This is a genomic window from Streptomyces sp. NPDC002602, assembly GCF_042889445.1.
Lineage (GTDB): Bacteria > Actinomycetota > Actinomycetes > Streptomycetales > Streptomycetaceae > Streptomyces.
The window spans coordinates 133,057-159,551 of record NZ_JBIAQX010000010.1 but is presented as its reverse complement, the minus strand read 5'-3'; the positions used below and the strand labels follow the sequence as shown (position 1 = coordinate 159,551).

The 26,495-nt window shown below is 71.6% G+C and carries 22 protein-coding genes; 6 read left to right on the top strand and 16 right to left on the bottom strand.

Features of this window, described 5'->3' with window-relative positions; translation table 11 throughout:
• Positions 1-38: 38 nt before the first annotated feature.
• Genes ACFYW3_RS24980 through ACFYW3_RS24970 form a run of 3 tightly spaced genes read right to left on the bottom strand, consistent with a single transcriptional unit; the run spans position 39 to position 4,529 of the window.
• On the bottom strand, positions 39-359 hold the full coding sequence (locus tag ACFYW3_RS24980; protein WP_351760952.1) for a hypothetical protein: 321 nt from the start codon (positions 357-359) through the stop codon (positions 39-41).
• Positions 352-1,719, bottom strand: a complete 1,368-nt coding sequence (locus ACFYW3_RS24975) for a hypothetical protein (protein WP_389387380.1) — start codon at positions 1,717-1,719, stop codon at positions 352-354. The genes ACFYW3_RS24980 and ACFYW3_RS24975 overlap by 8 nt, the downstream gene beginning before the upstream one ends.
• On the bottom strand, positions 1,716-4,529 hold the full coding sequence (locus tag ACFYW3_RS24970) for a helicase HerA domain-containing protein (protein WP_389387379.1): 2,814 nt from the start codon (positions 4,527-4,529) through the stop codon (positions 1,716-1,718). Before ACFYW3_RS24970 ends, ACFYW3_RS24975 begins: the two co-directional genes overlap by 4 nt.
• Positions 4,530-5,411: 882 nt before the next feature.
• On the opposite strand from ACFYW3_RS24970, the gene ACFYW3_RS24965 reads away from it, so the two are divergent.
• The 3 genes from ACFYW3_RS24965 (at position 5,412) to ACFYW3_RS24955 (ending at position 9,573) form a co-directional block, all read left to right on the top strand.
• On the top strand, positions 5,412-6,422 hold the full coding sequence (locus ACFYW3_RS24965; protein WP_351760959.1) for a M48 family metalloprotease: 1,011 nt from the start codon (positions 5,412-5,414) through the stop codon (positions 6,420-6,422).
• Positions 6,419-8,329, top strand: a complete 1,911-nt coding sequence (locus ACFYW3_RS24960; protein WP_389387378.1) for a hypothetical protein — start codon at positions 6,419-6,421, stop codon at positions 8,327-8,329. Before ACFYW3_RS24965 ends, ACFYW3_RS24960 begins: the two co-directional genes overlap by 4 nt.
• A 278-nt stretch (positions 8,330-8,607) precedes the next feature.
• Positions 8,608-9,573, top strand: a complete 966-nt coding sequence (locus tag ACFYW3_RS24955; RefSeq protein WP_351760964.1) for a LysR family transcriptional regulator — start codon at positions 8,608-8,610, stop codon at positions 9,571-9,573.
• A gap of 102 nt (positions 9,574-9,675) precedes the next feature.
• On the opposite strand, the gene ACFYW3_RS24950 is transcribed toward ACFYW3_RS24955, so the two are convergent.
• The 5 genes from ACFYW3_RS24950 to ACFYW3_RS24930 all read right to left on the bottom strand — a co-directional run bounded on the left by ACFYW3_RS24950 (position 9,676) and on the right by ACFYW3_RS24930 (position 14,752).
• On the bottom strand, positions 9,676-10,866 hold the full coding sequence (locus ACFYW3_RS24950) for an NAD(P)/FAD-dependent oxidoreductase (protein WP_389387377.1): 1,191 nt from the start codon (positions 10,864-10,866) through the stop codon (positions 9,676-9,678).
• 80 nt (positions 10,867-10,946) lie between these two features.
• Positions 10,947-11,891 carry an RNA polymerase sigma-70 factor gene (locus ACFYW3_RS24945; RefSeq protein WP_389387376.1) on the bottom strand — a complete coding sequence of 315 codons (945 nt, stop codon included), beginning with the start codon at positions 11,889-11,891 and terminating at the stop codon, positions 10,947-10,949.
• A 130-nt stretch (positions 11,892-12,021) separates the two neighbouring features.
• Complete coding sequence (locus ACFYW3_RS24940; protein ID WP_351760973.1) at positions 12,022-12,480, bottom strand: hypothetical protein; 459 nt, start codon at positions 12,478-12,480, stop codon at positions 12,022-12,024.
• A 290-nt stretch (positions 12,481-12,770) separates the two neighbouring features.
• Positions 12,771-13,616, bottom strand: a complete 846-nt coding sequence (locus ACFYW3_RS24935; RefSeq protein ID WP_389387375.1) for an SDR family oxidoreductase — start codon at positions 13,614-13,616, stop codon at positions 12,771-12,773.
• A complete protein-coding gene (locus ACFYW3_RS24930) occupies positions 13,613-14,752 on the bottom strand; it encodes a WYL domain-containing protein (RefSeq protein ID WP_351760979.1) in 1,140 nt (379 codons plus the stop codon). Before ACFYW3_RS24930 ends, ACFYW3_RS24935 begins: the two co-directional genes overlap by 4 nt.
• Before the next feature lie 60 nt (positions 14,753-14,812).
• Here ACFYW3_RS24930 and ACFYW3_RS24925 point away from each other — a divergent pair, with 60 nt between their 5' ends.
• The gene (locus ACFYW3_RS24925) at positions 14,813-15,427 is read left to right on the top strand and encodes a TIGR03086 family metal-binding protein (RefSeq protein WP_389387374.1); all 615 of its coding nucleotides are present in this window, start codon (positions 14,813-14,815) and stop codon (positions 15,425-15,427) included.
• A gap of 65 nt (positions 15,428-15,492) precedes the next feature.
• Here the strand turns inward: ACFYW3_RS24925 and ACFYW3_RS24920 are convergent, their stop codons facing one another.
• The 5 genes from ACFYW3_RS24920 to ACFYW3_RS24900 all read right to left on the bottom strand — a co-directional run bounded on the left by ACFYW3_RS24920 (position 15,493) and on the right by ACFYW3_RS24900 (position 22,563).
• Complete coding sequence (locus ACFYW3_RS24920) at positions 15,493-17,025, bottom strand: FAD-binding oxidoreductase (protein ID WP_389387373.1); 1,533 nt, start codon at positions 17,023-17,025, stop codon at positions 15,493-15,495.
• Between the two features lie 178 nt (positions 17,026-17,203).
• Complete coding sequence (locus tag ACFYW3_RS24915) at positions 17,204-18,904, bottom strand: tryptophan 7-halogenase (RefSeq protein ID WP_351760986.1); 1,701 nt, start codon at positions 18,902-18,904, stop codon at positions 17,204-17,206.
• A 61-nt stretch (positions 18,905-18,965) separates the two neighbouring features.
• On the bottom strand, positions 18,966-20,441 hold the full coding sequence (locus ACFYW3_RS24910; RefSeq protein ID WP_351760989.1) for an FAD-dependent monooxygenase: 1,476 nt from the start codon (positions 20,439-20,441) through the stop codon (positions 18,966-18,968).
• 217 nt (positions 20,442-20,658) lie between these two features.
• Entirely contained in the window at positions 20,659-21,063 is a 405-nt protein-coding gene (locus ACFYW3_RS24905; RefSeq protein WP_351760991.1) for a PPOX class F420-dependent oxidoreductase, read from the bottom strand.
• Between the two features lie 15 nt (positions 21,064-21,078).
• On the bottom strand, positions 21,079-22,563 hold the full coding sequence (locus ACFYW3_RS24900) for an MFS transporter (RefSeq protein ID WP_389387372.1): 1,485 nt from the start codon (positions 22,561-22,563) through the stop codon (positions 21,079-21,081).
• Positions 22,564-22,718: 155 nt separating this feature from the next.
• Between ACFYW3_RS24900 and ACFYW3_RS24895 the strand changes: the two genes are divergently transcribed.
• Complete coding sequence (locus tag ACFYW3_RS24895) at positions 22,719-23,132, top strand: helix-turn-helix domain-containing protein (RefSeq protein WP_267803129.1); 414 nt, start codon at positions 22,719-22,721, stop codon at positions 23,130-23,132.
• Between the two features lie 26 nt (positions 23,133-23,158).
• Here ACFYW3_RS24895 and ACFYW3_RS24890 read toward each other — a convergent pair whose 3' ends face one another.
• Genes ACFYW3_RS24890 through ACFYW3_RS24880 form a run of 3 tightly spaced genes read right to left on the bottom strand, consistent with a single transcriptional unit; the run spans position 23,159 to position 25,567 of the window.
• Positions 23,159-23,698, bottom strand: coding sequence for a flavin reductase family protein (locus tag ACFYW3_RS24890; RefSeq protein ID WP_351760998.1), 540 nt, complete (start codon positions 23,696-23,698; stop codon positions 23,159-23,161).
• Between the two features lie 34 nt (positions 23,699-23,732).
• The gene (locus ACFYW3_RS24885; protein ID WP_389387371.1) at positions 23,733-25,085 is read right to left on the bottom strand and encodes a cation:proton antiporter; all 1,353 of its coding nucleotides are present in this window, start codon (positions 25,083-25,085) and stop codon (positions 23,733-23,735) included.
• On the bottom strand, positions 25,082-25,567 hold the full coding sequence (locus ACFYW3_RS24880; protein ID WP_389387370.1) for a nuclear transport factor 2 family protein: 486 nt from the start codon (positions 25,565-25,567) through the stop codon (positions 25,082-25,084). Before ACFYW3_RS24880 ends, ACFYW3_RS24885 begins: the two co-directional genes overlap by 4 nt.
• A gap of 226 nt (positions 25,568-25,793) precedes the next feature.
• Here ACFYW3_RS24880 and ACFYW3_RS24875 point away from each other — a divergent pair, with 226 nt between their 5' ends.
• The gene (locus tag ACFYW3_RS24875) at positions 25,794-26,486 is read left to right on the top strand and encodes an antibiotic biosynthesis monooxygenase (RefSeq protein ID WP_267825784.1); all 693 of its coding nucleotides are present in this window, start codon (positions 25,794-25,796) and stop codon (positions 26,484-26,486) included.
• Positions 26,487-26,495 lie beyond the last annotated feature (9 nt).

Here is a 26,495-nt window from a genome sequence, read left to right as displayed (position 1 = left end):
CGGGCGGCGCGGGTCCGGCAAGATCCGGAAGGGACGGCCTAGGAGGAGACCTGGGCGGTGACAGTCAGCCCCGCGTGGGCCACCGCGTCCAGGATCGTACGTCGCAGTGCCTCCGCCTCTTCGGCGGGCAGCGGATCGCGCGCGTAGTCGAGGGAGAGCAGCCAGTCGTCATCCGCGTAGCGCCACAGCGACAGTTTCACCCTGCCCTCCTCCTTGGCACGCAGCTCCAGCCTCCCGAGCTCCTCGTCCCAGTCGTCATCGAGACGACCGCGCGGAGTCAACCCCACCTGCTCCCGGAACACGGAAAGCCCTCCCTTGGAGAAGGCCCCCTTGAGCCGGACACTCAGCTGCCTATTCACGTGCGTCGCCTCCCGGGCGGTTGATGATCCAGTCTGTGTCGCGGAAGTGTGTGGAGATTCCCGTACCGACGCCGCTCGTGTCCGGAGGGCCCTCCGAGGAGAACAGGGCCGGAGCCACTTCGCGGCCGGTCTCCTGCTCCCAGTGCTTCGTCCACTCGTCCAGTGCGGGGAACGCCCGCTCGGCGACTCTCTTGTCCACGAAGCCGTACTTCGGGTGCATGACGTCAGGCTTCCGCTCAGCGGGATCGGCGGCCTCCCATGTCTCCGTGGCCTTGTCGACCATGCTGTCGGAAGAAATCTGGACGTCGTAGTCGCTCGGCGGCTCGGCCACGCCCTCGGCATCCTCGACCTTCAGCAGGTGCTTGGCGTCGAAGGGTATCCGGGCAGGGCGTTCGGATTCCGGCCGGTCCCCCATCCAATCCGCCAGCCTGGTCTGCGCCTCGGGCTGGTCGGCGAGATCCCTCTCCGTGGGGAAGTCCTTGTGGGAACCGGAGAAGAACTGCGCCGACGAGCCCTGCAGCCGGATGTCGACTCGCTCGGGGTCGATTCCGTCCGCCGCAAGGGCGTCGTTCAGGCTGGACTTGAACTCCTTGAACTGCTCCGGAGCCATTCCCAGGGGTGCCTCGAACCGTTGCCAGGCTTCGACCTGTTGCTCGTCCAGGCCCAGGTACTCGAGGTCCTCGTCCCGAATCTCGTACCCGGTGTCGTCGCACGGCCGGCCACGTACCCGGTCTCCCGATTCGAGCTCCTCCACCGGAACGCGCCCTGCGTCGTCGATCAGCCCGTCGGCCCGGGCCGCCTGCGCCCGGGCATCCACGGCGTCGACGGCATCGACGGCGTCATCGACGGAGTCCGGCTCCGCCGATTCATCGGAAGCCTCGGGCTCCGCCGGTTCGAGGTCCTCGCCCGCGTCATCCGGATCCGCATCCGCACCCGCATCCGCGACGTTGTCGACGGACTCCGGCTCAGGCTCCACCGGGCCCTCGGGGTCGTCCGACTCCGTCGGCTCGACGTCCTCGCCCGCCCCCGCGTCATCGATGCCGTCGGAGGTCTCGCGCTCTTCGAACTCTTCGGGCTCTTCGGGCTCGGCGGGGTCGGCGGGGTCGGCGGGGTCGTCCGCAGCCTCGCCTGAGGCATCGGCGGTTTCAGAGGGGTCGTCTTCAGAGGGGTCGTCGGAGACCTCGGGCTGCTCCGGCCCCTCCGGGTCGGCGTGATCGTCCACCCCGTCCTCGTCAGGAGCCTGGTCGCCGTCCGCCTCCGGCGCCTCCCGCGGTTCCCCGACGGGCTCCGGCACATCCGGCGGTGGAGAGGGCCGCGGGACGTCCGCCTCTCTGGTGCCGGTCGTGTCGAGCTCGCTCATCTCGTGTCCCCCGTTGACGGTTCGGGCAGCACCGGCTTGCGTGGCTTGCGCGCGAAGCACGCGAGCGCGCGGGCGAAGCGCCTGGACCAGTCCTCCGACGGGTCCGCACAGCCGACGGTCTCCTCCAGCACGGACGGCGTGTGGCGCCCGTGGTAGTACTGGCGCGTCTTCGTCCCCTTGCGCGCCTTCCACCGCGGCTCGGCGACCGGGCAGGGATCGGACCCGTCGAGTTGGGCCCGCATCACCGCGGCGACGTGCCCGGCCAGGGCGGTCGGTGAGGCCGGGGCGCCGACCCGGCTGTGCACCGCGCGGTCGACGGCCTGGCCGATGGCGCACTCCACCAGACGCCGATCCGAGGCCCGGTACGGAGCCAGATCGCGGCGCATGGCCTCGCCCGGCAAGGGCGTGACCCAGCCCAACAGATGGGCGGCCACCGCCATTTCGGCCCAGAGGGTGATGCGGAGCTCGTCCTGCTCGGTCAGCCGCTGCGCCGTGCGTAGCTGCCGCAGCGTGCAGGGAGCCGCCGAACAGCCCTCACCGCAGGCCCCGCTGCGCGGCGCGACCATCGGGGCCGGGGACGCCGGACGGATGGCCGCCGCGTCCTCGCGCGACGTGCCGTCCTCCATGCGGACCAACAGGGGGTAGTCCATGCCGTCGGCGAAGACCGCCGCCTCACCGGGCTTGAGGGTGACCAGGTACTCCGACTGCGCCTCGGTGATGTTCATCGTGGCGCCGACGGCCTCGCGGTCGTCCCGTGCCGGCAGCCGGTGGACGATCTTGGCCGCGGTGTTCTTGATGACGTCGGGGACCAGCTTGCCGGGGATCTGGTCGGCGATCACCAGGCCCTCCCCGTACGCGCGGATCTCGGCCAGCAGGCCCGCGAACATCTCCACGGCGTGGGCGCTCGCCCCGCCGTCCTCCGAGCGGCGCAGCAGCCGGTGGGCCTCCTCGAAGACGGTCAGGTGGCGCAGGGGGAAGGAGAGCCGACGGGTCGTCCGCTGTTCCATCCTCAGGTACTCGACGAGCCGGATGAGGATGGTCCCCATCAGGAACGCCTTGTCCTTGTCGTCACCGACGTCCTCGATCTCGAAAACGACGTTCCGCTTGAGTAGTTCACCGAAGTCGACGGGGTGCCCGCCCTCCAGGAACCGGCCCGTCGTGCCGAGCCGCAGGCTGGCGAGCCTGATCTTGATGAAGCCCTGGACGTTGTCGGTGATCTCCTTGCCGTAACCGATCTCCGCGACGATCCGCAGGGCCGTGTGCTCCAGGTCCTCGAGCGTCGGGTAGCGCGGCTCCGTCCCGGCGAAACGCGGTTCGCCGAGGGTGAGGTCCCAGCCCAGGTCCTCGTAACAGCGCGTCAACGCGGCACTTAGCACCTGCGGGAACGGCTCCTGCGGGTCGAACGAGGCGAGGAAGAGCGCGCGGACCATGTCGAGGTGGGTCTGCAGGGGGAAGCGTTCGCCATCCGCGAAGACGGACGGTTCCAGCGGGTTCAGGCCGGCCGGGAGGGCGTCACGGTCACCGGGCTTGATGACGATGACCTCGTGCTCGTCGCCCAGGCGGGCGGACATGAACCGGTACTCCGCCTTGGCCGGTTCGACGACCAGCCACGGCAACCCCTCCCGCGTGGCCGCTTCGAGCAGGCCGCGTACGGTCTGGGACTTGCCGCCGCCCGTCGCTCCGCAGACGAAGGTGTGCCGGTTGAGGGTGGACCGCGACAGGTCGAGGGCGCCGACGGGGCTGCGGTTGCGGTCGAGGACCGTGCCGAGTCGGATCGGATCGGCGCCCGGCCGGGGGGTCCGGGACGCCGTCTCCGGGGTCACGTCGAACTCGGGGCGCAGCGCGAACCGTACGCCGGGCACCTCCCGGGCCGGGGGTCGGGCCAGGGCCGCCAGCAGCTCCGAGCTCCCGTGGAAGGGGAAGTGCGCGGCACCCGGCAGGTCGGCCCCCGTCCCGGCACCGGTCGCGGTTCCGGCCGTGAGGACCGACGCGAGGTCGCCCACCCGACCGGTCGGCCTGAGCGCGTACGGGAGCCCCTCCAGGTCGGCCGACGCGCAGACCAGGGCGGCCACCCGCCGTGCGTCCTCGGGCGTACGGCCGCCGGCCAGCAGGCGTATGCGCCACAGGCCGGTGGCGGACGCCTTCGCCAGCTCCTTGTGCCTGCGTTCCAGCCGGGCGGCTGCCAGGCCGTACTCGGGGGAGCCCGCCGCCTTGGACTGGGCCCTTCGCTGCCGGTCCGCGGTCTCGCCGGTCAGCTCGTCGAGCTCGTCCGGCGCGACCGGATCGGCGAGGAGCAGCCAGGCGAAGCCCTCCTGCCAGACGCCGAGCAGACAGTCCTCGAGCGTGGGGCGCAGCCGGGGCGCCGCCCGCTCCGGGTTCTCGTCGTCGGCGAGCAGTCCGTCGGCGACCGCGGCGACGGCGGTCCAGTGGGGGAAGTGGGCGAGTCCGGCGGCGACGGCCCCGGGGGGCTGCCGCCGCGCTCGCGCCCCGGCGGGGAGGCGGAGCAGGATCGTGCCCGGGTCGTTGGTGTCGTCACCGCCGGCCAGAGAGGCTCCGCCGAGGAAGACGTCGAGGGGCCGGGCGGCCGACGGGCGCGACCAGCCGACGAGGACGCCGCCCCCGCCCGGGTCGTACGGGTCGCGGGCGTGGAAGGCGGAGACGAGGGCGGCGAACCGGTGCCCGCGCAGTTCGTCGTCGGAGTCCGCCGGGCGGGAGGCGTCGGGGCGCTGCCGCGGCACCTCGGTCAGTGCGTACGTGGGCATGGCGAGGAGGTGGTGCCAGGCCCGGCCGTCGGTGTCCGCGGCCGTCATGTCCGGCGTCCCGTCGACGTGTCCTGCTCGCCTTCGCCTTCGCGCGGCATGGTCGACACAGCCCGGCCCCCGTAGATCGATCTCGACGGCACATCCTAGGCCGGAAGGGTTTGCCGGGTCACGGCCTGGAGTCGATCAAGATCGAGACCAACCCGGCGGTGGATACCGCACTCTCCGCCGGGAAGCGAACTGGACGTCGGGCCAAGGGTGATGCAGCATGACTCGACCTCAAGGTCGAAAGATGACATGACTCTCCGCTTCGGCGGATTCGGGGGCGAGTCGAATCACTGGGATCTCCCATGAACCGTCTGCCGAGTCAGCATCTGGTCAATCATCCAGATTTCAGCGCCTTTTACAGCGCATGGCACCCATGGGGGCGGAAATTCCGTGACTCAACCCGTCGATCCTCGCCTACCGCACCACCCCCCGGGCGATGGCGAATTCACCGAACCCGGCTCACCCACGACCCCGCCCTCTCCGCACGGACAGCGGCCGGGGCACCAGGAACCGGCCCCTGCGCAGGACGCGCCCGCTCATCCGCAGCAGGGTCACCCCTACCCGCAGGGCGCGCCCGCTCATCCCCAACAGGGCCACCCCTACCCGCCGGCCCCGCCCGCGCAGGCACCGGGCCACCCGGCCACGCCGCCTCCCCCGGCGTACGGAACGTACGCCGGACAGGCCTCCCACGACCGGCCGGCCGCGCCCGCTCCGCCGCGGCACGCCCCCGGCGCCTTCCCGACACCGCCGGCCGCGGGCTTCCAGCCTTCCGGGCACCCGCCCGTGCCTGGTCAGGGGCAGGGTCCGGGGTACCACCCCGCCCCGGGCCCGACTCCCCCGCCCGCGCCTCCCACGCTCGGGATGCCGCAGCCCGGACACCCACCGATGCCGGGCGGAGCTCCCGCACCCGCGTACCCGCCGGCCGCGTACCAGGCACCCGCCTACCCGCCGGCCGCGTACGATCCGGCCGCGCCGCCGGCGGTCCGTCGCGGCGCGGACTCGTCGTCCATCACCACGATCCTCCTCAACCTGCCCCTGTTCTTCGGCAGTCTGCTCGTCATCTGGCTGGTCTCCCGACTGCTGCCCACGGGGTTGGACGTCGTCTTCGTCATCGCCTGGCTCGCGTCCGGTGCCCTGATGTTCCACCGTCCGACCGAACGCGCCCTGGCCCGGACGCTGTTCAAGGTCCGTGAACCCACGGCCGCCGAACTGGCCAGGCTCCGGCCGCTCTGGGACGACGTCACCCGGCAGGCCGGCATCGACGGCTCGCGCTACGACCTGTGGGTCGAGGACAGCAGTCAGATCAACGCCTTCGCCGCCGCCGGCCACATCGTCAGCGTGACGCACAAGTCGCTCAACACCCTTCCTCCGGAGCGGCTGGGCGCGGTCCTCGCCCACGAACTGGGCCACCACGTCGGCGGTCACGCCTGGTCCGGGCTGCTCGGCGTCTGGTACGCGCTCCCGGCCCGGATCGTCATGGCCGTCGTGAAGTTCGTGGTGACGTTCGTCTTCCTGGTGGCCGCGCAGATCGCCTGCCTCGGCGCGCTCCTGTTCGCCCTGATCATCGGTGCGCTCGCGATCTCCCTGGCCCTCGCCTTCCCGCCCGCGCTCGCCCTGTTCGCCGTCCCCGTCCTCCTCGCCTGGGCGGGGCGGCTCGGTGAGCTGCGGGCCGACCGGTTCGCCGCGGAGATCGGCTACGGGCCCCTGCTGCTGGCCACGTTCACGGACTGGCACGCCCAGGGTGCCGACGACGACAACGGCAAACAGCGCCTGATGGACCGGCTGATGGCCACGCATCCCCCGCTGCACCGGCGCATCCGCGCGCTGGAGCCGTTCGTGGCCGGACCCGCCGGACCCGCCGGACCCCTCGCACCCAACGGAGGGCCGGCCTCATGACCCACCCAACGACCGCGACCGTGGCGGGAGCCGGCACGGCACCACCCGACCACCACCTGCGCCTGTTCGCCCCCGGGCAGCGGCTGGGCTGGACCTACCGCGACCCCGAGTCGCTGCGCCGGCCCTTCCCCGAGCCCGAACCGCAGCGGCATCCCGTACCCATCGCGTACGAGAACCGGGCGCACGCCGCCCGACTGACCCACCAGGAGCGCAAGGACTCCACCGTCAAGACCGGCGGCGCGATCGTGCTCGTGTTGCTGCTGCTGGCCGCCGTGGTCGGCAGCTTCATGGCCGTGCTCGCCGTGGTGGCCGCGGTGGTGTGCCTGGTCCTGGTCGGCCACGCCGGACGGTCGGCGACGACGGCCGGCGCACAACTGGAAACCAAGCGCACGGAACTGGAGAACCACTTCCAGTACGCCTGGCACGACTGGAACCAGCGCCGCCACCAGCACGACGCGGCACAGGACCAGTGGGTGCGGAGCCTGGACGCGTGGGGCGCGCTCCCGGCGGAACCGGGTACGCGGCGCCTGGACATCTTCGGCGGCAGTCAGCGCAGCCGAGAGGGCTTCCTCACCGTCTTCGGCACGTCGACGCTCCAGCAGCGACCGCTGATCGTCCTCGACCTGACGCAGGCCCTCGTGTGCCAGGAGTTGGCGACGCTCGCCGAACTCGCCGACGTCCCCGTCGACGTACAACTGCTGCCGAGCCGCCTGGCCGAGAGCGGGATCGTGAGCGGTCTGACGCCGCAGGAGCTGGTCGACACCCTCGTGGAGGCCGTGTACGCCGACGGCTCGGAGGCCAACAGGGCCGCGCGGGTCATGGACACCAGGATCCTCCACCAGTTGTGCGGGGCACTCGGCGACGACGTCACCCCGGCCCGCCTGGGTGCGGGTCTGCGGGCGCTGATGGGCGAGACCGACGACACCGAGGCCCTCACCCGGGCCGAACGCAACCGCATCGCGGACGACCTGGTGGGCGACAAGAACAAGGACCAGATACGCGACAGCCTGTTGCGGCTCGCTTCGTTCGTCCATCCGCTGGAGCGTCTGGGCGCCGAGCGCAACGGGCGCGGCCCCGGCTACCTCACCTGCATCGCCATGGACTTCACCATGGGATCGGCCGGGACCGAGCTGCTGGCGGACCTGGCGGTGCAGAGCGTGACCCGGCGCCTGGCCTCCTTCCCGGAGGCCGCGCCGTCGGTGGTCGTCGCGCTCGGCGAGAAGGGCCTCCACCGGCAGTACCTGGAACAGCTGGCCAGTGTCTGCGAGCGGCGCGGCGCGCAACTCACCGTGCTGCACCCGCACCTGCGCGAGGGGTCCCAGGAGGTGATCGGCAGTGGCACCGTCGGCTTCATGAAGCTGGGCAACCACCAGGAGGCGGGGGTCGCGGCGGACTTCATGGGCCGCCACCACTCCTTCGTCCTGCACTCGCTGACGAACACCGACGGAACGACGGTCAGCACCTCCGTGGCCAAGACCTTCGGGTCGTCGGTGAGCACCGGCACCACGTACAGCGAGTCGGTGAGCCGGGGGTCGAACTGGGGAAACAGCAGCTCCAGCAACTACCAGAGCGGGCCCGCCTCGTTCTCGACGAGCAGCAGCTCCGGCGGCAGCCACAACAAGACGACCGGCACGTCGACCAGCACGACCCACTCGACGAACGAGTCCACCTCGTACACGACGAGTGACGGCCAGAGCACCAGCCTCGCGCGCGGTGAGCAGCGCGTCTACGAGTACGCGGTCGAGCCGACGCAGCTCCAGGCGCTGGCCGACTTCAGCCTGTTGGTGGTGGAGCGGCGGCCGGACGGCTCCGTGACCGTCCAGGCGGCGGACTGCAATCCGAACATCGTCCTGCTGGACCGGGTGAGCACCCAGCCGCTGCCGTACGCGACGCCCGGCGCACCCTGACGGACGGCCCCGGCCCCGCACGTGCGCGAAGGGGCCGGGGCCGGCTCGCATACGGGTCCACCCCGGGCCGTCGGACAGGCAGGACGTCGACGACAGGGCCTGGGCCGTCTCTTTCGGATCTTGCCGGTCAGGCCCGCGTCGTCCGGTGCCGTGCATCGCGAGGCGGAGAGGCTCCCGAGTACCGGACGTCCTCGGGTGCCTCGACAACGCGGCGAGGCGCGGTGCCGGGCGGCGCGGGTCAGGCACGATCCGAAAGAGACGGCCTAAGGTGGGTCGGCGTGAACCTCGATGCCGTACGCACCTTCGTGGCCATTGCGGAGGCGGGCCGCTTCCAGCAGGCCGCCGACGACCTCTCGATCACCCAGCAGGCCGTCTCCAAGCGCGTCACCGCCCTGGAGAGGGATCTCGGGGTGCGGCTGTTCATCCGCACCCCGCAGGGGACCCGGCTGACCGTCGACGGGCAGGCCTTCCTGCCCCACGCCCGCGCTCTCCTGCGCGCCGAGGAGCGGGCGGCGGATTCCGTACGCCCGGGCCGGCGTGCCCTGCGCGTCGACGTGATCAACCGGCGGATCGCTCCCGCACGTCTGCTGCGCGCGTTCCACAGCGCGCATCCGGAGTGCGAACTCGACGTCGTGACCAACGTCCTCGACGCCGAGTCGGCCATCGCCGCCGTCCGGTCGGGCGCCATCGACGCCACCTTCCGGGCCCTCACGATGGCGACCCGGGAGCTACCCGAGGGCATCGAGACCGCCCGTGTCCTCGACGACCGGCTACAACTCCTCACCGGGCCGGCCCACGCACTCGCGGGGGTCGGCGCGGTCACGCCCGGTGAACTCGCCCGGCACAAGATCTGGATGCCGGGCATCGTGCCCGGCACCGAATGGGCCGCCTACTACGACGAGCTGTCGGCCGAGTTCGGGCTCACCATCGACACGATCGGCCCCAACTTCGGCTCCGACGCACTCCTGGAAGCGATCGCCGGCTCCTCGACCCTGGCGACCTTCGTCGGCGAGGAGGACCCGCTCGTGGGGCCCGCCCACCACGACCTGCGGCGCATCGAGGTGCGCGACCCGACACCGGTCTACCCGCACTCGCTGGTGTGGCTCGGCGACAACCCGCATCCCGCGCTCGCGATGCTCCGCGACCACCTCCGGTCCACCCGGCCGGGCCGCTCCCCCGACGAGACCTGGACGCCGACGTGGGCTCGGGACCGGCGCCCCCGCCGCGGCGCCTCCCCGGCCTGAGCGCGCGGGCCGGGAGGGGCGCTGCGGAGCACACCGAAGCGCGGGGGGACCCGATGGGGCGGTCCGAGCGGGGGGTCGGACGCGACGGACGCGACGGGCGCGTCACGTGGTGACGAGTCGGGTCTCCGCCTCGCGGGTCGCCGCGAGGCGACGGCGGCGGCTCGGCATCAGCATGGTCGGGTGCGAGACGCTCCAGGCGGCGGCCGAGCAGATCAGCTCCTTGATGCGAGCGCCGCCGCGGCCGGCGATGACGGTGGAGGTGACCTCGTCCTCGTGGGTCACGCGCTGGAGGATCCCGTCGCGGCGTCCGAGGCTGACGCACTGGGCGGCGTAGCCGATCGTGGTCTCCGGTACCTGGCGCCCGGTCAGGCGCGCGGCGAGGGCGTCGGCTGCCTGCCACGCCATCGGGCCGGCCGTGGCGCAGGCCATCCGCAGCGGTTTGCCGCCCGCCCCTTCGGCGCGTGCGGCGTCGCCGACGGCGTACACGTCGGGGTGCGAGAGCGAGCGCATCGTGCCGTCGACGACGATCTGCCCGGTGTCGGAGACGGTCAGGGTGGTGGCGGCGGCGATCGGGTGGACGGCGAAGCCCGCGGTCCACACGGTCACCCGGGCGGGAATCCGTCCGGCCTCGGCGGTGACCACGGCGTCCGCCTCGACGCGCGTGACGTCGGCTCCCGCGTGGACGGCGATGCCGAGCCGGTCCAGGACGAGGTGCAGGTGGCGTCGGGCCTTGTCGCCGAGCCAGTCGCCGACACCGGCGCGGGCGGCGATGGAGACCTCGAGGTCCGGGCGCGCCTCGGCGATCTCGGTGGCCGCCTCGATACCGGTCAGGCCGCCGCCCACGACCAGCACGGTCGCGCCGGGCTCCAGTTCCGCCAGACGCGCCCGCAGCCGCAGCGCGTCCTGCTTCCCGGCGACGTTGTGGGCGTGCTCGGCGACGCCGGGGACGCCGTGGTCGGTGGTGGTGCTCCCCAGGGCGTACACGAGAGTGTCGTAGCCGAGGGTCTCGGGGCCCTGCTCGCCGGTGAGGGCGACGGTCTTGCGGTCCGCGTCGACCGAGGCGACCCATGCCGTGCGCAGCCGCACGCCGGTGCCCGCGAAGACCGCGCGCAGCGGGCGGGGCCGCAGGTCCTGGCCGGTGGCGAGCTGGTGCAGTCGTACGCGCTCGACGAACTCGGCGTCGCCGTTGACCAGGGTGATCTCGACGTCGTCGCGGTGCAGGCGCCTGGCGAGGCGACCGGCGGTGACGGCTCCGGCGTACCCGGCTCCCAGGACGACAATGCGGTGCTTCATGGTTCGCTCCTATCCGGTGGGACTCACCTCCTGAACCGGACAGCCACGCGATCCCTGACAGGTATCGAACGTGACGTGGGTCACCACACCTCGGCGAGGGGGTGGTGCGGGCCGGTGGCCGCCCACCGGCGGGTGATGCGGTCCAGCTTGTCGGGGTTGACCTGGATGTGGATCGCCCCGACGCCCTCGGGAGTCGCCCCGAGGCAGATCACGCCGAGGATCTGCTCGCCGGACGCGATCAGCACGGCGGGAGCGCCGTTGACGACGGCGGCGTGCAGGGCGGCGCTGCCGCCGACCCGGGCCCGCTTGGCGGGGGTCGGTCGGAAGAGGGAGCGCAGGTAGCGCGCGATGCGGAGCGCGCCGATGACGGGGGTCCTGCGGGCCTGGACGTTCGCGCCGCCGTCGGCGACGCTGACCGCGTCGTCGGTGAGCAGCCGGATCAGCGGGTCGGTGTCGCCGCTGAGGGCCGCGGCGAGGAACTCCTCGACGACCTTCCGCGCGGCGGCCGCGTCGACCTCGGTGCGGGCCCGGTGCGTGGCGAGGTGTTGTCTGGCACGCCGGTGGATCTGCTGGCAGTTGGACTCGGTGAGGTCGAGGATCTCCGCGATCTCCCGGTGCGCGTACCCGAACGCCTCGCGCAGCACGTACACCGCGCGCTCGTTGGGCGTGAGCCGCTCCATCAGGGTGAGCATGGCGACGGAGACCGACTCGCGCTGCTCGGCGGTGTCGGCCGGGCCGAGCATCCGGTCACCGGCCAGGACGGGTTCCGGGAGCCACTGTCCGACGTAGGTTTCCCGCCTGGCCCGCGCGGAGGTGAGCTGGTTGAGGCAGAGGTTGGTGAGTGCCTTCGTCAGCCACGCCTCGGGCGTCTCGATCCGTTCCCGGTCCGCCGCGTGCCACCGCAGGAACACGTCCTGTACCGCGTCCTCCGCGTCTCCGGCCGACCCGAGCAGTCGGTACGCGATGGCCTCCAGGCGGCCCCTGGAGTTCTCGAACAGATCGACCTCGTGCGTACGGAGCGGCATCGGGCCATGATCGGCCATGTCGGCCGGCGTCGTCCACCCGCCCGCGACCGACCCGATGCCCCGGGCCGGACGTGAAGGGGCCCCGCTCCGGTCCGTGTCGGGCCGGGGCGGGGCACCTTCGTGTGCGACGTCAGGGGGCGGCGGCCGTTCCCGACGGTGCGGGGTGCGTGTCGGTCGGGTGCCAGCGGGGGCCGCGCTGTTCCGCCAGCCGGAAGGCGGCCAGCGCCTTGAGGTGCTTGGCGATCGTCGGCGGGGTGAACCCGACGGCGGCGGAAAGCTCTTCCAGGGTGGCCCCGGCCGGTGCGGTGGCCCTCAGTCCGTCCCAGGTGCGCGCCGCGGGCAGGCCGAGGCCGCCGTTGCGGACGGAGGTGTGGAACAGGTCGTGGTGCGGCTCCGGCCCACTCGGATCCGCCGCGGCGGCCACGGGGTCGGCCCCGGAGGACGACACGGGGTGGGTCTCCGCGGACGACACGGGGTCGCTCTGCGCGGGCCACACGGGGTCGGGCCCCGGGGCGGGTACGGACATGGCGGCCGGCACGCGCACCGAACGGCCCCGGGCCGGTCCGACCGGCCGGGGCGTCATGTTCACGGTGCGGTGCCTTCGGCCCTTTTGACGTTTGCTCACAGGCTTCGCGTCCCTTCACCAGTACGGATCACGTGAGGGGAACGAGTGAGCGGGAGACCGGTGACTCGCGAACCCGTTTTCGTTCGTCTGAAAGGGTGCCCGCCGCGTCACACGGGGCCTGTACGTCGCAACGCGGGCCCCGTACTTCGGGCGGCACGGGCCCCGGACCAAACGGGGACGCGGGCCTCCCCGCCGTCCCGTGCGGGGGACGGGCGGGCGGCGGGGAGGCCCGCGGGTTCGGTCGGCCGGCAGGCCTACTTGAAGGCCGGCAGGCTGCGCTCGGCCCAGGCGGAGAAGGGGGAGGCCGGGCGGCCGAGGACCTTCTCCACGTCGGGGCTGACGCGCTGCTCGGCCGGGAGGGGCTGTCCCAGGATGTCGAGGGTGCCCTGGACGACGCCCTCCGGCATGAACTGCGACATGTGGGCGTAGGCGGCCTCGCGGCTGAGCTCGATGAAGGTGATCTCCTCGCCGAGGACTTCGGCGAGCGCGGCGGCCTGCTCGCGCGGGGTGACCGCGGCCGGGCCGGTCAGCTCGTAGGTCTGGCCGGCGTGGCCCTCCTCGCGCAGGGCGACGGCGGCGACGGCCGCGATGTCCGCCGGGTCGACGACCGGGAGCGCGACGTCGGCGAACGGCGCGAGAACGGTCCGGTCCGCGCGGACCGACTCGACCCAGGCGTAGGCGTTGGAGGCGAAACCGCCGGCGCGCAGGACGGTCCACTCCAGGCCGGAACCGCGAACGGCGTCCTCGAACTCGCGCAGCCGGTTGTGGGACTGCGCGTCCGGACGGGTGGCGGTGATCTGCGAGGAGAGCAGGACGACCTTGCGGACGCCGGATTCCCTGGCCACGGTCAGCAGGGTCTCGGCGCTCTCGCCGCCGCCGAGCAGTTCGCCGGCGAGCAGGATGAACAGGGCGTCGGCGTCCTTCAGGGTCTCGCGCAGGCTCTCCGCCCGACCGAGGTCGGCCTGTACGTGGCGTACGTCCTGGGCGAGTTCGGCGGGCAGCGGGTTGCGGGAGACGGCGGTGACATCGGCGCCGGCCGCGGTGAGGGCGGCGATCAGCGGGCGGCCGACGTTTCCGGTGGCTCCGGTGACAACGATCATGAGAATGCTCCTTCATCAAGGGTCATGGTGGGAGAAAGCCGCTGTCGGGGGCGGCGCCGCGGTGGCCGGACGGTGTCCTTCGCCGTGATACCGGGGACGCTAACATCCTCGACATAGTAAGTACCTAGGGGAAAGTGACTATCCCTCCGGGAGGTACTGTCCCCGGACGGGACGACCGGCCCCGGTGCGGACTGCCCGTGTACGGAGGCGAGTTCGCGGCCGAGGCGCGCCAGGTGGGCACGCGCCTCGGGTGGGCCGAGTACTTCGACGCGGGCGCCGAAGCCGGCGAGTCGGGCCGTGAGCACGTCGAGTGACGGCCCGTCGGCCTCGATGTCGTGGCGGCCGTCGGCGCGCGGCCGCGGCCCGCGCAGCCGGTCTCCGAACAGCTCGCGCAGGGCGGGCAGCACGTCGGTGTGCACCGCCGCGCGCACCGTGGCGGTGCGCAGGCTCCGTTCGACGCCGTCGGTCAGCGCCTGCCATGCCGTGGCCAGGTCGAAGTCCTCGGGGCGGCGGGCGGGTTCGCCGGTGGCGGTGACGGAGGTGACCCCGGTGTGCCGGAAGGACCGCAGGCCGTCCTCGGTGGCGGCGACCAGGTGCCATTGGCCGGCCTTGCAGACCAGGCCGAGCGGGTCGACGGTCCACCGCCCGGGCGGGGTGTCGGGGTCCGCGTACCCGAGGGTGATCCGCACCCGGTCCAGGACCGCCTGTTCCAGGGCGTCGTGGTGCGGCCCGCCGGCGGTGCGCACGGCGGCCCGGGACCAGTCGAGGCCGTCCACGACGAGTGCCTTGGACGCGGCCTCGGCGTGCGGGCGCATGGGGGCGGGCAGCGCCTGGACCAGTTTGCGCAGGGCGGCGCGGAGTTCGGGTGAGGCCGAGAGCGGGCCGGCGGCGAGGAACAGTGCCCCGATCTCGCGCTGGGTGAAGCCGGTGAGGTCGGTACGGGAACCGCCCACCAGGCTCCAGCCGCCGCCGCGTCCGCGCTGTGAGTAGACGGGCACGCCCGCCAGGGTCAGCGCCTCCAGGTCGCGGCGGGCGGTGCGTTCGGACACTTCGAGTTCGCCCGCGACCTCCTTGACCGTGACGCGTCCGCGCGCCTGGAGGAAGAGCAGCGTGGCGACCAGACGATCAGCCTTCATTTTGCCCACGTTCTTTTTAATAGGCCATGAGATGACCTGTTTGGTGGGGAAGATGGAGTCATGACAGAGACTGTGAATGTTTCCGGCGCCCCCGCCACCCGTCCGTCCACCGACCCCCGCGGCGGCCTCTTCAAGGTCGTCGCACTGGCCCACGAGGTCCTCGCCGGCATCCGCCCGGACCAGTACGACGAGGTCACGCCCTGTCCGGACTACTCGGTCCGGGACATGGCCAACCACCTGGTGTCGGTGCTGCGCCGGGTCGCCGTGCTCGGTGCGGGCGGTTCCTTCATGAGCGTTCCGCACTTCGCGGAGGACATCGCCGACGGTGACTGGGCCGAGGCCTGGGCGGTCTCCGTCAAGGAGTTCGACGCGGTCTGGTCCGACCCGGCCGTGCTGGGTCGTCAGATCGGTCTGCCCTGGGGCCCGGTGCCCGGTGTGGTCGCCTCGGTGATCTACACCAACGAGTTCGTCCTGCACGTCTGGGACCTCGCCAAGGCCACGGGCCAGAACCCGGCGTGGGACCCGGAGATGCTCGCCGCTCCGCTGGCGAACATGCACCGCGCCGTGCCGGCCGAGCCGCGTGGCGGCCAGGTTCCGTTCGGTCCGGTGGTGGAGGTGCACGAGGATGCTCCCGCGATCGACAGGCTCGTCGGCTGGTACGGCCGCCGTCCCTGACGGCCGCCCGGGATCCGGGGTCGCCGTCCCGGGACGGCGACCCCTTCCCGTGTCCCGGGTCCGGATCAGCCGGCGGACCCGATGCCCTGCGCGAAGGAGAAGAACCGCGCGGGGTCGTACTTGGTCTTGATCCTGGCCAGGCGGGCGTAGTTCTCGCCGTAGTAGGACCGCTTCCAGTCCGTGAGGGCCGGGTCCATCCAGTTCTGGTACGTCTCCCCGTTGGACAGCGGGTCGATCGTCCGGAAGCCGTTGTCGATCCAGTGGGTGGCGGCCGCCCGCGCGTCGGCGGTGTTCTGCTGCGGATCGTTGATCAGGGCCCGGTAGTTGACCGAGAACAGCGAGTCCCGGTGGACGTACGCCGTGTCCGTGCGCCCCGGGTCGTTGGCCGCGCCCCCGAAGAAGTGCAGGTCGAGGTAGCGGGCCTGGCCGGCCCGGCGCTCGGCGTCGAAGGCCGTCATCACGTCCGTCCAACCGGTGTGTCCCAGCGGGCGGCCGGCCAGGCGGGTGCGCTCCAGACCGAACTCGGGTCGGGTCAGCACGCCGGACGGGGACTTGCCCGCGCGTTGGCACTGGTCCTGGCTGAGCGTCCCGCAGCCGAAGATCATCATCATGAGCTGCTGGTACGTCATGACGGCGTCCTGGCGGGCCAACGGGGCGCCCGTCAGGGCGATCAGCCGGGCCGCCTCGGCGTCCCGCTCGGCCGGGGTGCCCCGGGAGGCCAGCATGATGTTGACGTTGGGGACGGAGCCGGGTGCCGCGTCCGGCTGGACGACGTATCCGCCGCCGCCGATGGTGCGGGGCGCATCCACCAGCCACGTCGTGGCGGCGTCCAGGACGTCCGCGGCGCGGTCGTACGGGAAGATCAGGTTGGTGATGGCCATCTGGTCGCCGACGTGCGGGGTGACCGTGAAGCGGGTGACCACGCCGAAGTTCCCGCCGCCACCGCCGCGGATCGCCCAGAACAGGTCGCTGTTGCGGGTCGGCGAGGCGGTGACCACCCGGCCGTCGGCCAGGACCACCTCGGCCGAGGTGACGGCGTCGCAGGCCATGCCCATCGGGCGGGTCAGGAACCCGTAGCCGCCGCCCTGGAGGAAACCGCCGGCCGCGACGGTCGGACAGCCGCCCTCGCTGACGACGAGGCCGTGCGGGGCCAGGGCATTGAGGATGTCGACGTTCTTGGCGCCGGGTCCCACGTTCACCGAGCCGTTGCCGGCGGCGACGGCGACCGTGTTCAGCCCGGACACGTCGATGATCAGGCCGGGGGTGGTCGAGTAGCCCCCGAAGCTGTGGCCGCCGCTGCGGACGGCGGCGGGCAGGCAGTTGTCCTGGGCGAAGCGCAGCGCGACGGAGACGTCGGCGGAGCTGACGCAGTAGGCGACGGCCTTGGGGTTGGCGGCGTCGAACTGGGCGAGTTCGAGCTGCTTGGCCACGCCGTACGCGGCGTCGGTGGGCAGGACCAGCCGGCCCTGGAGGTTGCGCGCGAGCTGGTTCCAGGGGGCGCGGCCGGCCTCGGCCGCGGCGGTGAGGTTCGCGGCGGGCAGGACGGTCAGGCCGACCGCGGCCGTGCCGGCGCCGATGAGTGCTCTACGAGTGATCACGGGTTGTCCCATGGGTCGAGGCGACGGGGGTGTGACAAGGCGGTGTGACGAGGCGGTGTGACGAGGCGGTGTGAGGAATCGATGAGGGGGCCGGAGCGGCCTCCGGGCCACCGGCCCGGCCGCCCGGAGGGGGACGGCGGGGCCGGTGGAGCCGGGAGGGGCCGGGAGGGGCCGGGGCTCAGGAGACCTTGCGGCCGCGCACGCCCTGCCGGACGACGCCCTTGAGCATGGAGCGTCCGAGGTCGCGCATCTCCTTGGGGCCGGAGGTGCTCGCCCACCACATGAACTTCATCATCGTGGGGGTGGTCGCCCGGAAGAACCGGTGGTCCTCCGGGTCCTTCCAACCGAACGGCGTGTTGACCGACTCGCAGTCGCGGATCGCCTGGAAGACGATGTCCGCCGCCTTGTCCCCGTCGATCTCGCCGGCCTCGAACCGTTCGCAGGTCTCGGCGGTGATGTCGAAGAGCTGCTTGAAGGCGTGACTGTCCGGCCACCACAGGCCCGTGTAGGGGGCCTTCTCCATCTCCCTGAAGTGGCGGTCGTCGCCGTCCAGGGTGAAGTTCTGGCGCGCCATGATCTGGCGCATCGTGGCCGGGGTGGTGAAGCAGGCCCACACGCGGAAGACGGCGTTCCAGAGGCGGAAGTGGTTGAACGCGATGTAGGAGGCGTTGACGATCTTGTCGTTGTACTCCAGCAGGCCCTGCTCCAGGCGCTCCACGTACTCGAAGCGCTCCACCGAGAAGTCGTCCTCGCGCAGCGCGTCCAGCACCCGGTAGGCGAGGGCGTCGACGACCTCGAAGGTGTTGGACAGGCCGCGCGAGTACAGCGGGTCGATGAAGCCCGCGGCGTGCGACATCAGGCACCAGCGGTGGCCGATGGTCTGCTTGGAGGAGTACTGGATCCGGTCGGTGGAGACCCACTCGCGGACCCGCTTGGCCCCGTCGAACTGGCGCTTCACCGCCGGGTACATGTCGAGGTAGTGGTTGAACTCCTCGTCGGGGGTCATGTCCTTCGGCTTGGGGTACAGCCGCTCGTCGAAGGTCAGGCCGACGCTGCAGAGGGGGTTCTTGGAGTCCTTGTAGTTGTCGAACGGGATGATCCAGAACCAGCCGCGCTCGATCAGGTGGTGGAGCGTGCCACCGTGGAAGGGCGATTCGGCGGGCGGGCGCAGCGCCTCCGGGTAGTTGCACACGTCGTCGTACGGCTTGATGCCGACGTAGTGCGTGAAGAGCGACCGCGAGTGGTGCTTGTGGCGGGGCGGGTTGTCGCGCAGGGCGAACTTCTCGGCGAGCGGGGAGCGGAACCCGCTCGCGTCGATGAGGAACTTCGCGCGGAACACCTCACCGGTGTGGCCCGTGACGGTGACGCCGTCCTCGTCGAAGTCGAGGTCGGTGGCGCGCCAGTTCTGCCGGATCGTGCAGCCGTACTTGGCCGCCACGGTCAGGTAGTACGAGTCGGTGTCCTGCCGGTAGAGGTGAACGGCCTCCGTCAGCATCTTGGGGATCACGAACATCGTGGCCTCGGCCGGGTTCGGCTCGCGGTTCTTGTCGTGCGAGACGAAGCCGAAGCTCTGCTTGCGGCCGTGGTGCGGGCCCATGTGCTCGGTGATCGCCTTGACGTCGAGCATGTGCTTGATCTCGGGGACGTCGTAGCGCGCGGCGAGGATGTGCAGCCACTCGACGAGCTGCGGGTTCTGCGACTCGCCGACGGCGAAGCGCGGGTGCTGGCCGGCGTCTATGAGGACGACGTTGGCGCCCTGGCGGGCCAGGATCGCGCCGGTGATCGAGCCCGCGAGACCCGATCCCAGGATCAGGACGTCGCACTCGTTCCACTCTTCGGCCTGGGGGGCCTCTTTCGTTGCCTCAGCCTTGGTGGGCAAGACCGTACTCCTCTTTGTCGATTTCACTCGGCGCTTGCGTGGACGCCGGCCGGTCATCGGGTCAGGCGGTGTGGCGCGGCGCGCCGAACCAGTCGGTCAAGGCCTGGGCCAGGCCCTCGGCGGAGCCGTCGGCGGCGACCCAGGCGACGTAGCCGTCGGGGCGCACCAGCAGGCTCGCGGCCGGGGCGTCGGCGTCGTTGCGGGTGGCGGTCACCACGTCCACGCGGTCCGTCCAACCGGCGGCGGCGGCGCGCAGTTCGGCGTTGTCGTGCAGGTCGAGCAGGACCGGGCGGCCCTTGTGGAGCAGTTCGTACGTGCTGGTCTTCGCGTCGTCGACCAGGAGCTCCTGGTCGGGCAGGCGGCGGCCGAGCAGCGGGTGGTCGCCGGGGGCGGCGCCGTAGGTGGTGTCGAGGCCGGTGACCAGTCCGACGAGGTGGGTGCGGACCTCCTCGATGCGGACCAGCTCGGCGAAGAGCTCGCGCAGCGGGTCGGCCTCGGGGCCGCCGAGGTAGAGGGTGCGCTGGACCAGGGTGTTGGCGACGATGCGGGCGCCGACCGGGTGGCGCTCGGTGTGGTAGGTGTCGAGCAGCCCCTCGGGGGCGGTGCCCTTGACGGCCGCGGCGAGCTTCCAGCCGAGGTTGACCACGTCGCCGACGGCGGCGCTGATGCCCTGCGCACCGATGGGCAGGTGGATGTGGGCGGCGTCGCCGGCGAGGAAGACGCGGCCCTTGCGGTACTCGGCGGCGTGCCGGCTCGCGTCGGTGAAGTAGCTGGTCCACAGCGGGGTGGCGCCGCTGATGTCCTCGCCGGTCACCCGCTGGAAGGATTCGGCCACCTCCTGGAAGGTGGGGGGCTCCTGGGTGGGGCGGACGCCGGCGCCGCGCTCGAAGACGACGACGCGGGTGGCGTGCGGGCCGAGCGGGAGGACCACGACCATGCCCTGCTCGCCGACCTCGCCGGTGGGGCGGATCCGCAGCGGGACGCCGGTCACGTCGGCCATCTTCATCTCGATGGTGGCGCTGGTGCCGGGGAAGTCGATGCCGGAGAGGCGGCGGACGATGCTGCGGGCGCCGTCGCAGCCCACCAGGTAGGCGGCGCGCAGGCGCTCGACGCCCTCGGGGCCGGCGATCTCGACCTCGACGGCGTCCTCGCCGTCGGTGAGGCCGACGACCTCGTGGCCTCGGCGGATCTCGGCGCCCAGGCTCACGGCCCAGTCGTGGAGGATCGCCTCGGTGCGGGACTGGGGCACTCCGCGGACGCCGAAGTTCCCGCCTTCGATGATGCGGTAGTCGATGGGAAGGCCGCCGAAGTGGCCTCCCGGAATGGTGTCGAGTTCCCCGAATTCCGCGAGGAGACCGCGCTGTCCGAATTCCTCGATGGTGCGGGCCGAGAATCCGAGTGCGCGGGATTGGCGCATCGGTTCGGTGAGGCGGTCGAGGACGATCACGGAGAGACCGGAAAGGCGCAGTTCTCCTGCGAGCATGAGTCCCGCAGGGCCCGCTCCGGCAACGATGACATCGGCGTTCAAGCTTTCCATCTTCCCTCTCCCGCTGGCGTTTTCTTCAGTATTCCGAGGGGCCGCGGGAAGCTGAACGGTCTCCGATACAGGGCTCTGAAAAGTTCGTCAGATCCCCGGCAGCAGTGTCAGGGGACCGCTCCGGGGAGGTGAGAGGGGGTGCGGGCGGACGCGCGAGGGTGCCGGAAGCACTGCTTCCGGCACCCTCGTCACGCGTACCGCTGTCCGCGGTGTCCTCTCAGCCGCCGAGCACCCGGTCGACCCGGATCTCGACGACGGCCAGGCCCGGCGGTTGCGGCGGCGCCGACCGGTATCGCCTGGTGTAGCGGCGTACTCCCTCCGCGACCCGGGAGGGGTCGGTGGAGACGGTGGCCGTCCCCTCCAGGGTGAGCCACTGCCAGCCGGCCATCTGGCAGACCGACACCCGGCCGCCCGGATTGGCCAGCAGGTTCCTGGCCTTGCGCCGGGTCGCCGTGGTCATGACCCTGGCGAGGCCCGCGTCACCGTCCCAGGTGAAGCGCACCGGCGCGGTGTGGGGGCTGCCGTCGGGCCGCAGCGTGGTGAAGGTGCACAGGTGGTTCTCGGCGAGGAAGGCCTCGGCCTCCGCGGAGAGCCGCAGTGCCGGTGTGCGTGTGGGTGCCATGGAGGGGTTCCGTTCTCAGTGGACCGGCGTGCCGGCCGGCTGGTCCTCGGCCTTGGTCAGGGGCAGCAGCACCAGGGTCACCAGGAAGGCGAGCGCGGCGAATCCGGCGCTGATGAGGAAGGCGTCGTGGAAGACGGTGGTGCGGGCCTCGCGGACCAGGTCCGGGACCCCGTGCGCCTTGGCGGTCAGCTCGGGGATCCGGCGGAAGGCGAAGGTGGCGGCGACGGCGAGGCCGAGGGCTCCGCCGATCTCCTGCGCGGTGTTGATGAGGCCGGCGGCCAGGCCCGCCTCCTGCTCCTCGGAGCCGGCGAAGGCGGAGATCTGGAGCGGGACGAAGGAGGCGCCCAGACCCAGGCCGCAGATGATGAACGCGGGGAGCAGCTCGGTGAGGTAGGCGGCGTCGGAGGGGGCGTTCCACAGGAGCAGCATGCCGCCGCTGACCAGCGTCAGACCGACCATCAGGACGGGCTTGGCGGCGACCTTGGTGACGACCTGGGAGGCGATGCCCGCGCCGACCGCGGTGGTCAGCGCGAGGGGCACGTAGGCGAGACCGGTCCGGATGGCGGACCACTCCAGCACCTGCTGCATGAAGAGGCTGGCGAAGAAGAACAGGCTGACGCAGGTGCCCAGCAGCAGGATCGCGATGACGTTGGCGGCGCGCAGCGAGGGGCGGCGGAAGATGCCGAGCGGCATCAGCGGGGCCTTGGCGCGGCGTTCGATGAAGAGGAACGCGATCAGCAGGACGGCGGCCAGTGCGAAGCCTCCGTAGATGCGGGCGGCCGGGACGTCGGAGTCGTCGATGGTCTGGCCGAGGGTGAAGATGAGCAGGATCAGACCGGCGGTGAGGACGACGGCGCCCGCGAAGTCGAAGCCGCGGGTGCGCTCGGCGGCGCGGCTCTCGCCGACGACGAGCGGGGCGATCAGGGCGCCGATGATGCCGATGGGCACGTTGAGGAAGAAGATCCAGCGCCAGCCGGGGCCGTCGGTGAGCAGACCGCCGAGGGTGACGCCGGCGACGGCGGCGACGCCGCTGAGGGCGCCCCAGGCGCCGAGCGCCTTGTTGCGCGCCGGGCCTTCCTCGAAGTTGTTGGTCAGCAGGCTGAGGGCGGCGGTGGCGATGAAGGCCGCGCCCAGGCCCTGGGCGCCGCGGGCGCCGATCAGCATGGAGGAGTTCTGGGCCAGGCCCGCGAGCAGCGAGGAGGCGGCGAACAGGAGCAGGCCGGTCTGGAGCATCCGACGGCGGCCGAGGGTGTCGGCGAGGCGGCCGGTCAGCAGCAGGAAGCCGCCGAGGACCATGCCGTAGGTGGTGACGACGTACTGAAGTGCCGTCTGGGAGATGCCGAGTTCGTCCTCGATGGTCGGCAGCGCGACGTTCACGATCGACACGTCGAGGAAGGTCATGAAGCCGGCCAGGCAGAGGAACGCCAGGATGAGGCCGGGGTGCCGGGCGGGCCCGGTGTCCGGGGTTGTGGGGGTTCGCAGGGACTCTTGGATCGACATGCCACTCCTCGAAGCGGGATGAGAACGGGGACGGAAAACGGGGACTGCGGGAGGGGCGTCGGCCTGCAACACCGGCGCTCTCTGGTGGCTTTCGGGAAGCTAGCATCCCCAGTAAAGTAGGTACCTAGAGGAAAGTGACTTCCTGGAGGGTTCGCATGAACAGCAGCACCGCCCTGTCGGGCGAAGCGGCGGCGCACGCCGCCCGGGTGACGTCGGAACAGGCCTGCCCCATCGCCCCGGTGCTCGACATCGTCTTCAGCCGGTGGACGACGCCGATCCTGTGGACGCTGAACGAGTTCGGGGTCCAGCGTTTCGTGCAACTGCACCGCAACATCGGCACGATCACGCCGAAGGTGCTGACGCAGCGTCTGCGGCAGTTGGAGCGCGACGGGCTCGTGGTGCGCACCTACCACCCCGAGGTACCGCCGAGGGTGGAGTACGAGATCAGCGAGCTCGGACGCAGCCTGGCGCCGCTCTTCTCCCACCTCGCGGACTGGTCGGCCGACAACCTGCCCCGAGTGGAGCGCGCGCGGCAGGAGTTCGACGCGGCGGACGGGAGCGCCCGCTGATCGAGGCGGGGCGCACGGCCGGGGGTTCAGCGCGCGGGCAGGTCCGCGGGTTCGCGGTCCAGCTCGCGCATGTTCCCCTGGAAGAAGATCAGCGGGTCCTCCTCGGCGCCGGGTGCGTCGAGTTCGACGACCTCGCCGAGCAGGATGGCGTGGTCGCCGCCGTCGTACTCGGCGATGAGTCGGCAGTCCAGGAAGGCCAGCGCCTCGCTGAGCACCGGCAGTCCGGCCTCCGAGCGGTGGTGCGGCACGTCCTCGAAGCGGGCGGACTGCCGCCCGGCGAACGCCCAGGCTATGGACTGCTGCTGCCGGGTGAGGAAGTTGACCACGAAGCCGCCGCTCTCCCGGACCACCGGCAGCAGCCGGGAGTTCTGGTGCAGGCATATGAGCACCAGCGGCGGATCCAGCGAGACCGAGGTGAAGGAGTTCACCGTGGTCCCGGCGGCGTCCTGGCCGCCGCCCGAGGTGATGACCGTGACACCGGTGGCGAAGTGCCCGCACACGTCGCGCAGCGCGCGTCCGTCGATGGGAGCCCGGTTCTCGGTGGTTGCTGACTGAACGGGAATCACGACATGCCTCTCTCTCGGCTTCGGCCTTCGGCTCTCAGGTACGGGGTGCGATGAAGTCCGCGGCAGGCGCGGGAACGGTCGGCGACCGCACCTCGTCCGCGTCCGACGGCGCTGCGTCGGCGAGCGGTTCGGCGGCGGGCGCGGGACGGCGGCGCGACAGCAGGGGGCCCGCCATGGCCGTCGTCACCAGCGCCATGATCACCAGCATGGTGAACATGCGTCCGTCGAGGACACCGAGGCTGACGGCGGCGTTCAGGATGATCAGTTCGGTCAGGCCCCTGGTGTTCATGAGCAGGCCCAGGTCCCTGGACTCCCGCCAGGAGAAGCCCGCCAGCCGGGCCGGGAGGATGGCGCCCACGAGCTTGCCGGCGCAGGCCACCAGGATGATCAGCGCGAGCGCGACGTAGTCCGATCCGGTCAGCGCGCCGAGGTCCACCCCGAGACCGGTGACGATGAAGAACACCGGGAGCAGCACGACGCTGACGTGGTCCATGGGCTTGCGCAGGTGCTCCGCCAGGACCCGGGAGGGTTCGCGCGGCATCACGAAGCCGAACAGGAACGCCCCGAAGATCGCGTGGATGCCGATCCAACTGCTCAGGAACGCCGAGGCGAGCGCGCCCGCGCACAGCACGGACAGCAGCGCGGGCCAGCGTTCGGCGGCGGCCCAGCGCCACACCAGGCGTGCCACGAGCGGCTTGACGACCAGGAACATCAGGGCGACGAAGCCGACGCTGAGCGCGCCGATCCGGGCGAGGTTCGAGTAGTCGCCGTCCGAGGCGACCAGGGCCGACACGTACGCGAGCAGGCACCAGGCGAGCAGGTCGTCGATGGCGGCGCTGGCCAGGGACAGCGAGCCGACCTTGGTCTCCATCAGCCGGTTCTCGGTGAGGATGCGGGCCAGCACCGGGAAGGCGGTGACCGACATGGCCGTGCCGAGGAAGGTGGCGAAGGCGATGAAGGAGATCTCCTTGCCCGCCACGACCATGTGCTCGGGGTAGAGGAACGGCGCGAGCGCGACACCCAGTCCGAAGGCCACGGCGATGGACGACATCGAGACGCCGGCCGCGAGCTTGGCGTGCGGTTTGATCAGGCGCTTCTCGAACTCCCAGCCGACCACGAACATGAAGAGGATCAGGCCGACCTGGGAGACTGCCGACAGCAGCGGGCGCACCTCGGCCGGAAAGAGACGCTCGGTCAGGTGCCCGGGCAGCAGGCCCAGGATGCTCGGGCCGAGCAGGATGCCCGCGGCGATCTCACCGACCACGGCGGGCTGGCGCAGCCGCTGCGCGAGGCGGCCGAGTGCCGCGCCGGCGAGCAGGACCACGCCGATGTCGAGCAGCATCATCGCCAGGGTGGACTCCTTGAGCCCGGCCGCCAGGGTCGTCATCGGGACTCCTCGGTCACGGGCGGATTCCCCTCGGCCGCGGGCGGGTTCCCCTCGACCACGGGCGGATTCCCCTCGGTCCACAGGACGCGGAAGGTGAGCGCGGACAGCTTCCAGCCCTCGTCGGTCAGTTCGGCCTCGCCCGTCGCCAGGGTGCCGACGGTGAACAGCGGCCGGCCCGGGGTCCCGGGGTGGTGGACGTGCGTGGAGACGAGGTTGGCGCGCAGCACGGCCCGGCCCTCGTCGACGAGGTTCACGACCGCGGGCGATCCCAGGTGCTGGGTCGCGGCGAAGGCCGCCAGGGCGTCCCGGTGGTAGGCGGCGAGGCCTTCGAGGCCCTTGTGACCGCTCATGGGGAACTCGACCCGGGCGTCACGCGTGAACAGGCGCGCCGCCCAGGCGTCGTCCAGTTCGTCGTCGTCGAGACCGATGAGGTAGCGGTCCAGCAGAGTACGTGTGTCGGCGGTTGCCTGTCCTGGATGCATGGGGCGAGCATGGCGCCCGCCCCTTGGGGAACCACGCCGTTTTTCAGACCTCTGACAAAGTCGTGAGAAGTCCTTGAAAGGCTTTCCGGAGCTTGACAGAGCGGATCCGAATTCTGACGCAACAAGGCTTTCCCCGCTGCCCTTTCATTGAGCAGGATGCACTGGGAACACCGGCCGGCAGTGATGGCCGTTCGTACATCATTTTCCTCGAATGGAAGAGAAGAGAATGCCGAAGATTGCAGCCGACGGTCAGCACCTGACTGTTCTCAACCTGTTCTCGACCGACGCTCCCGAGAAGCAGGTCAAGCTGCTCGCCGCCATGCGGGAGATCGTGGACTCCGCGGCCTACGACGGCTGGATCTCCAGCACCGTACACGCCGGCGAGGACAAGCCGGGCACCGCCAACTTCATTCAGTGGCGCAGCACCGAGGACCTCGAAGTGCGTTACTCGGGCGAGGAGTTCAAGCACCGTACGCTGCCGCTCTTCGGCGAGATCACCACCTCGATCCGGCTGCTCCAGAACGAGATCGCCTTCGTCCAGGCGAAGCCGGAGCTCGACGGCGTCGAGATCTCCCCGCAGCGCGACGACTACACCGCGATCGAGCTCTTCGGCGTCGCCGAGGAGGAGCAGGAGGACCTCGTCGACGCGCTCGGCGCCTCGCAGGAGTACCTGCTCGACGTGCCCGGCTACCGCAGCCACACCGTGCTGCGCGGCCTGCGCGCCCGCGGCATCGAGGGCAAGTTCGTCGTCTCGTACTCGCAGTGGGACGGCAAGGAGGCGTACGACGCCTTCCGTGCCCAGGCCGAGGCCGACCGCACCCCCGAGCGCCGCAAGGTCGACGCCCGGGTGAGCGCCCTGCAGACCTGGCAGGACGAGAACACCTACCGCGTCGTGCACACCCGCGCCGCCGGCGAGTGATCCGCGTCC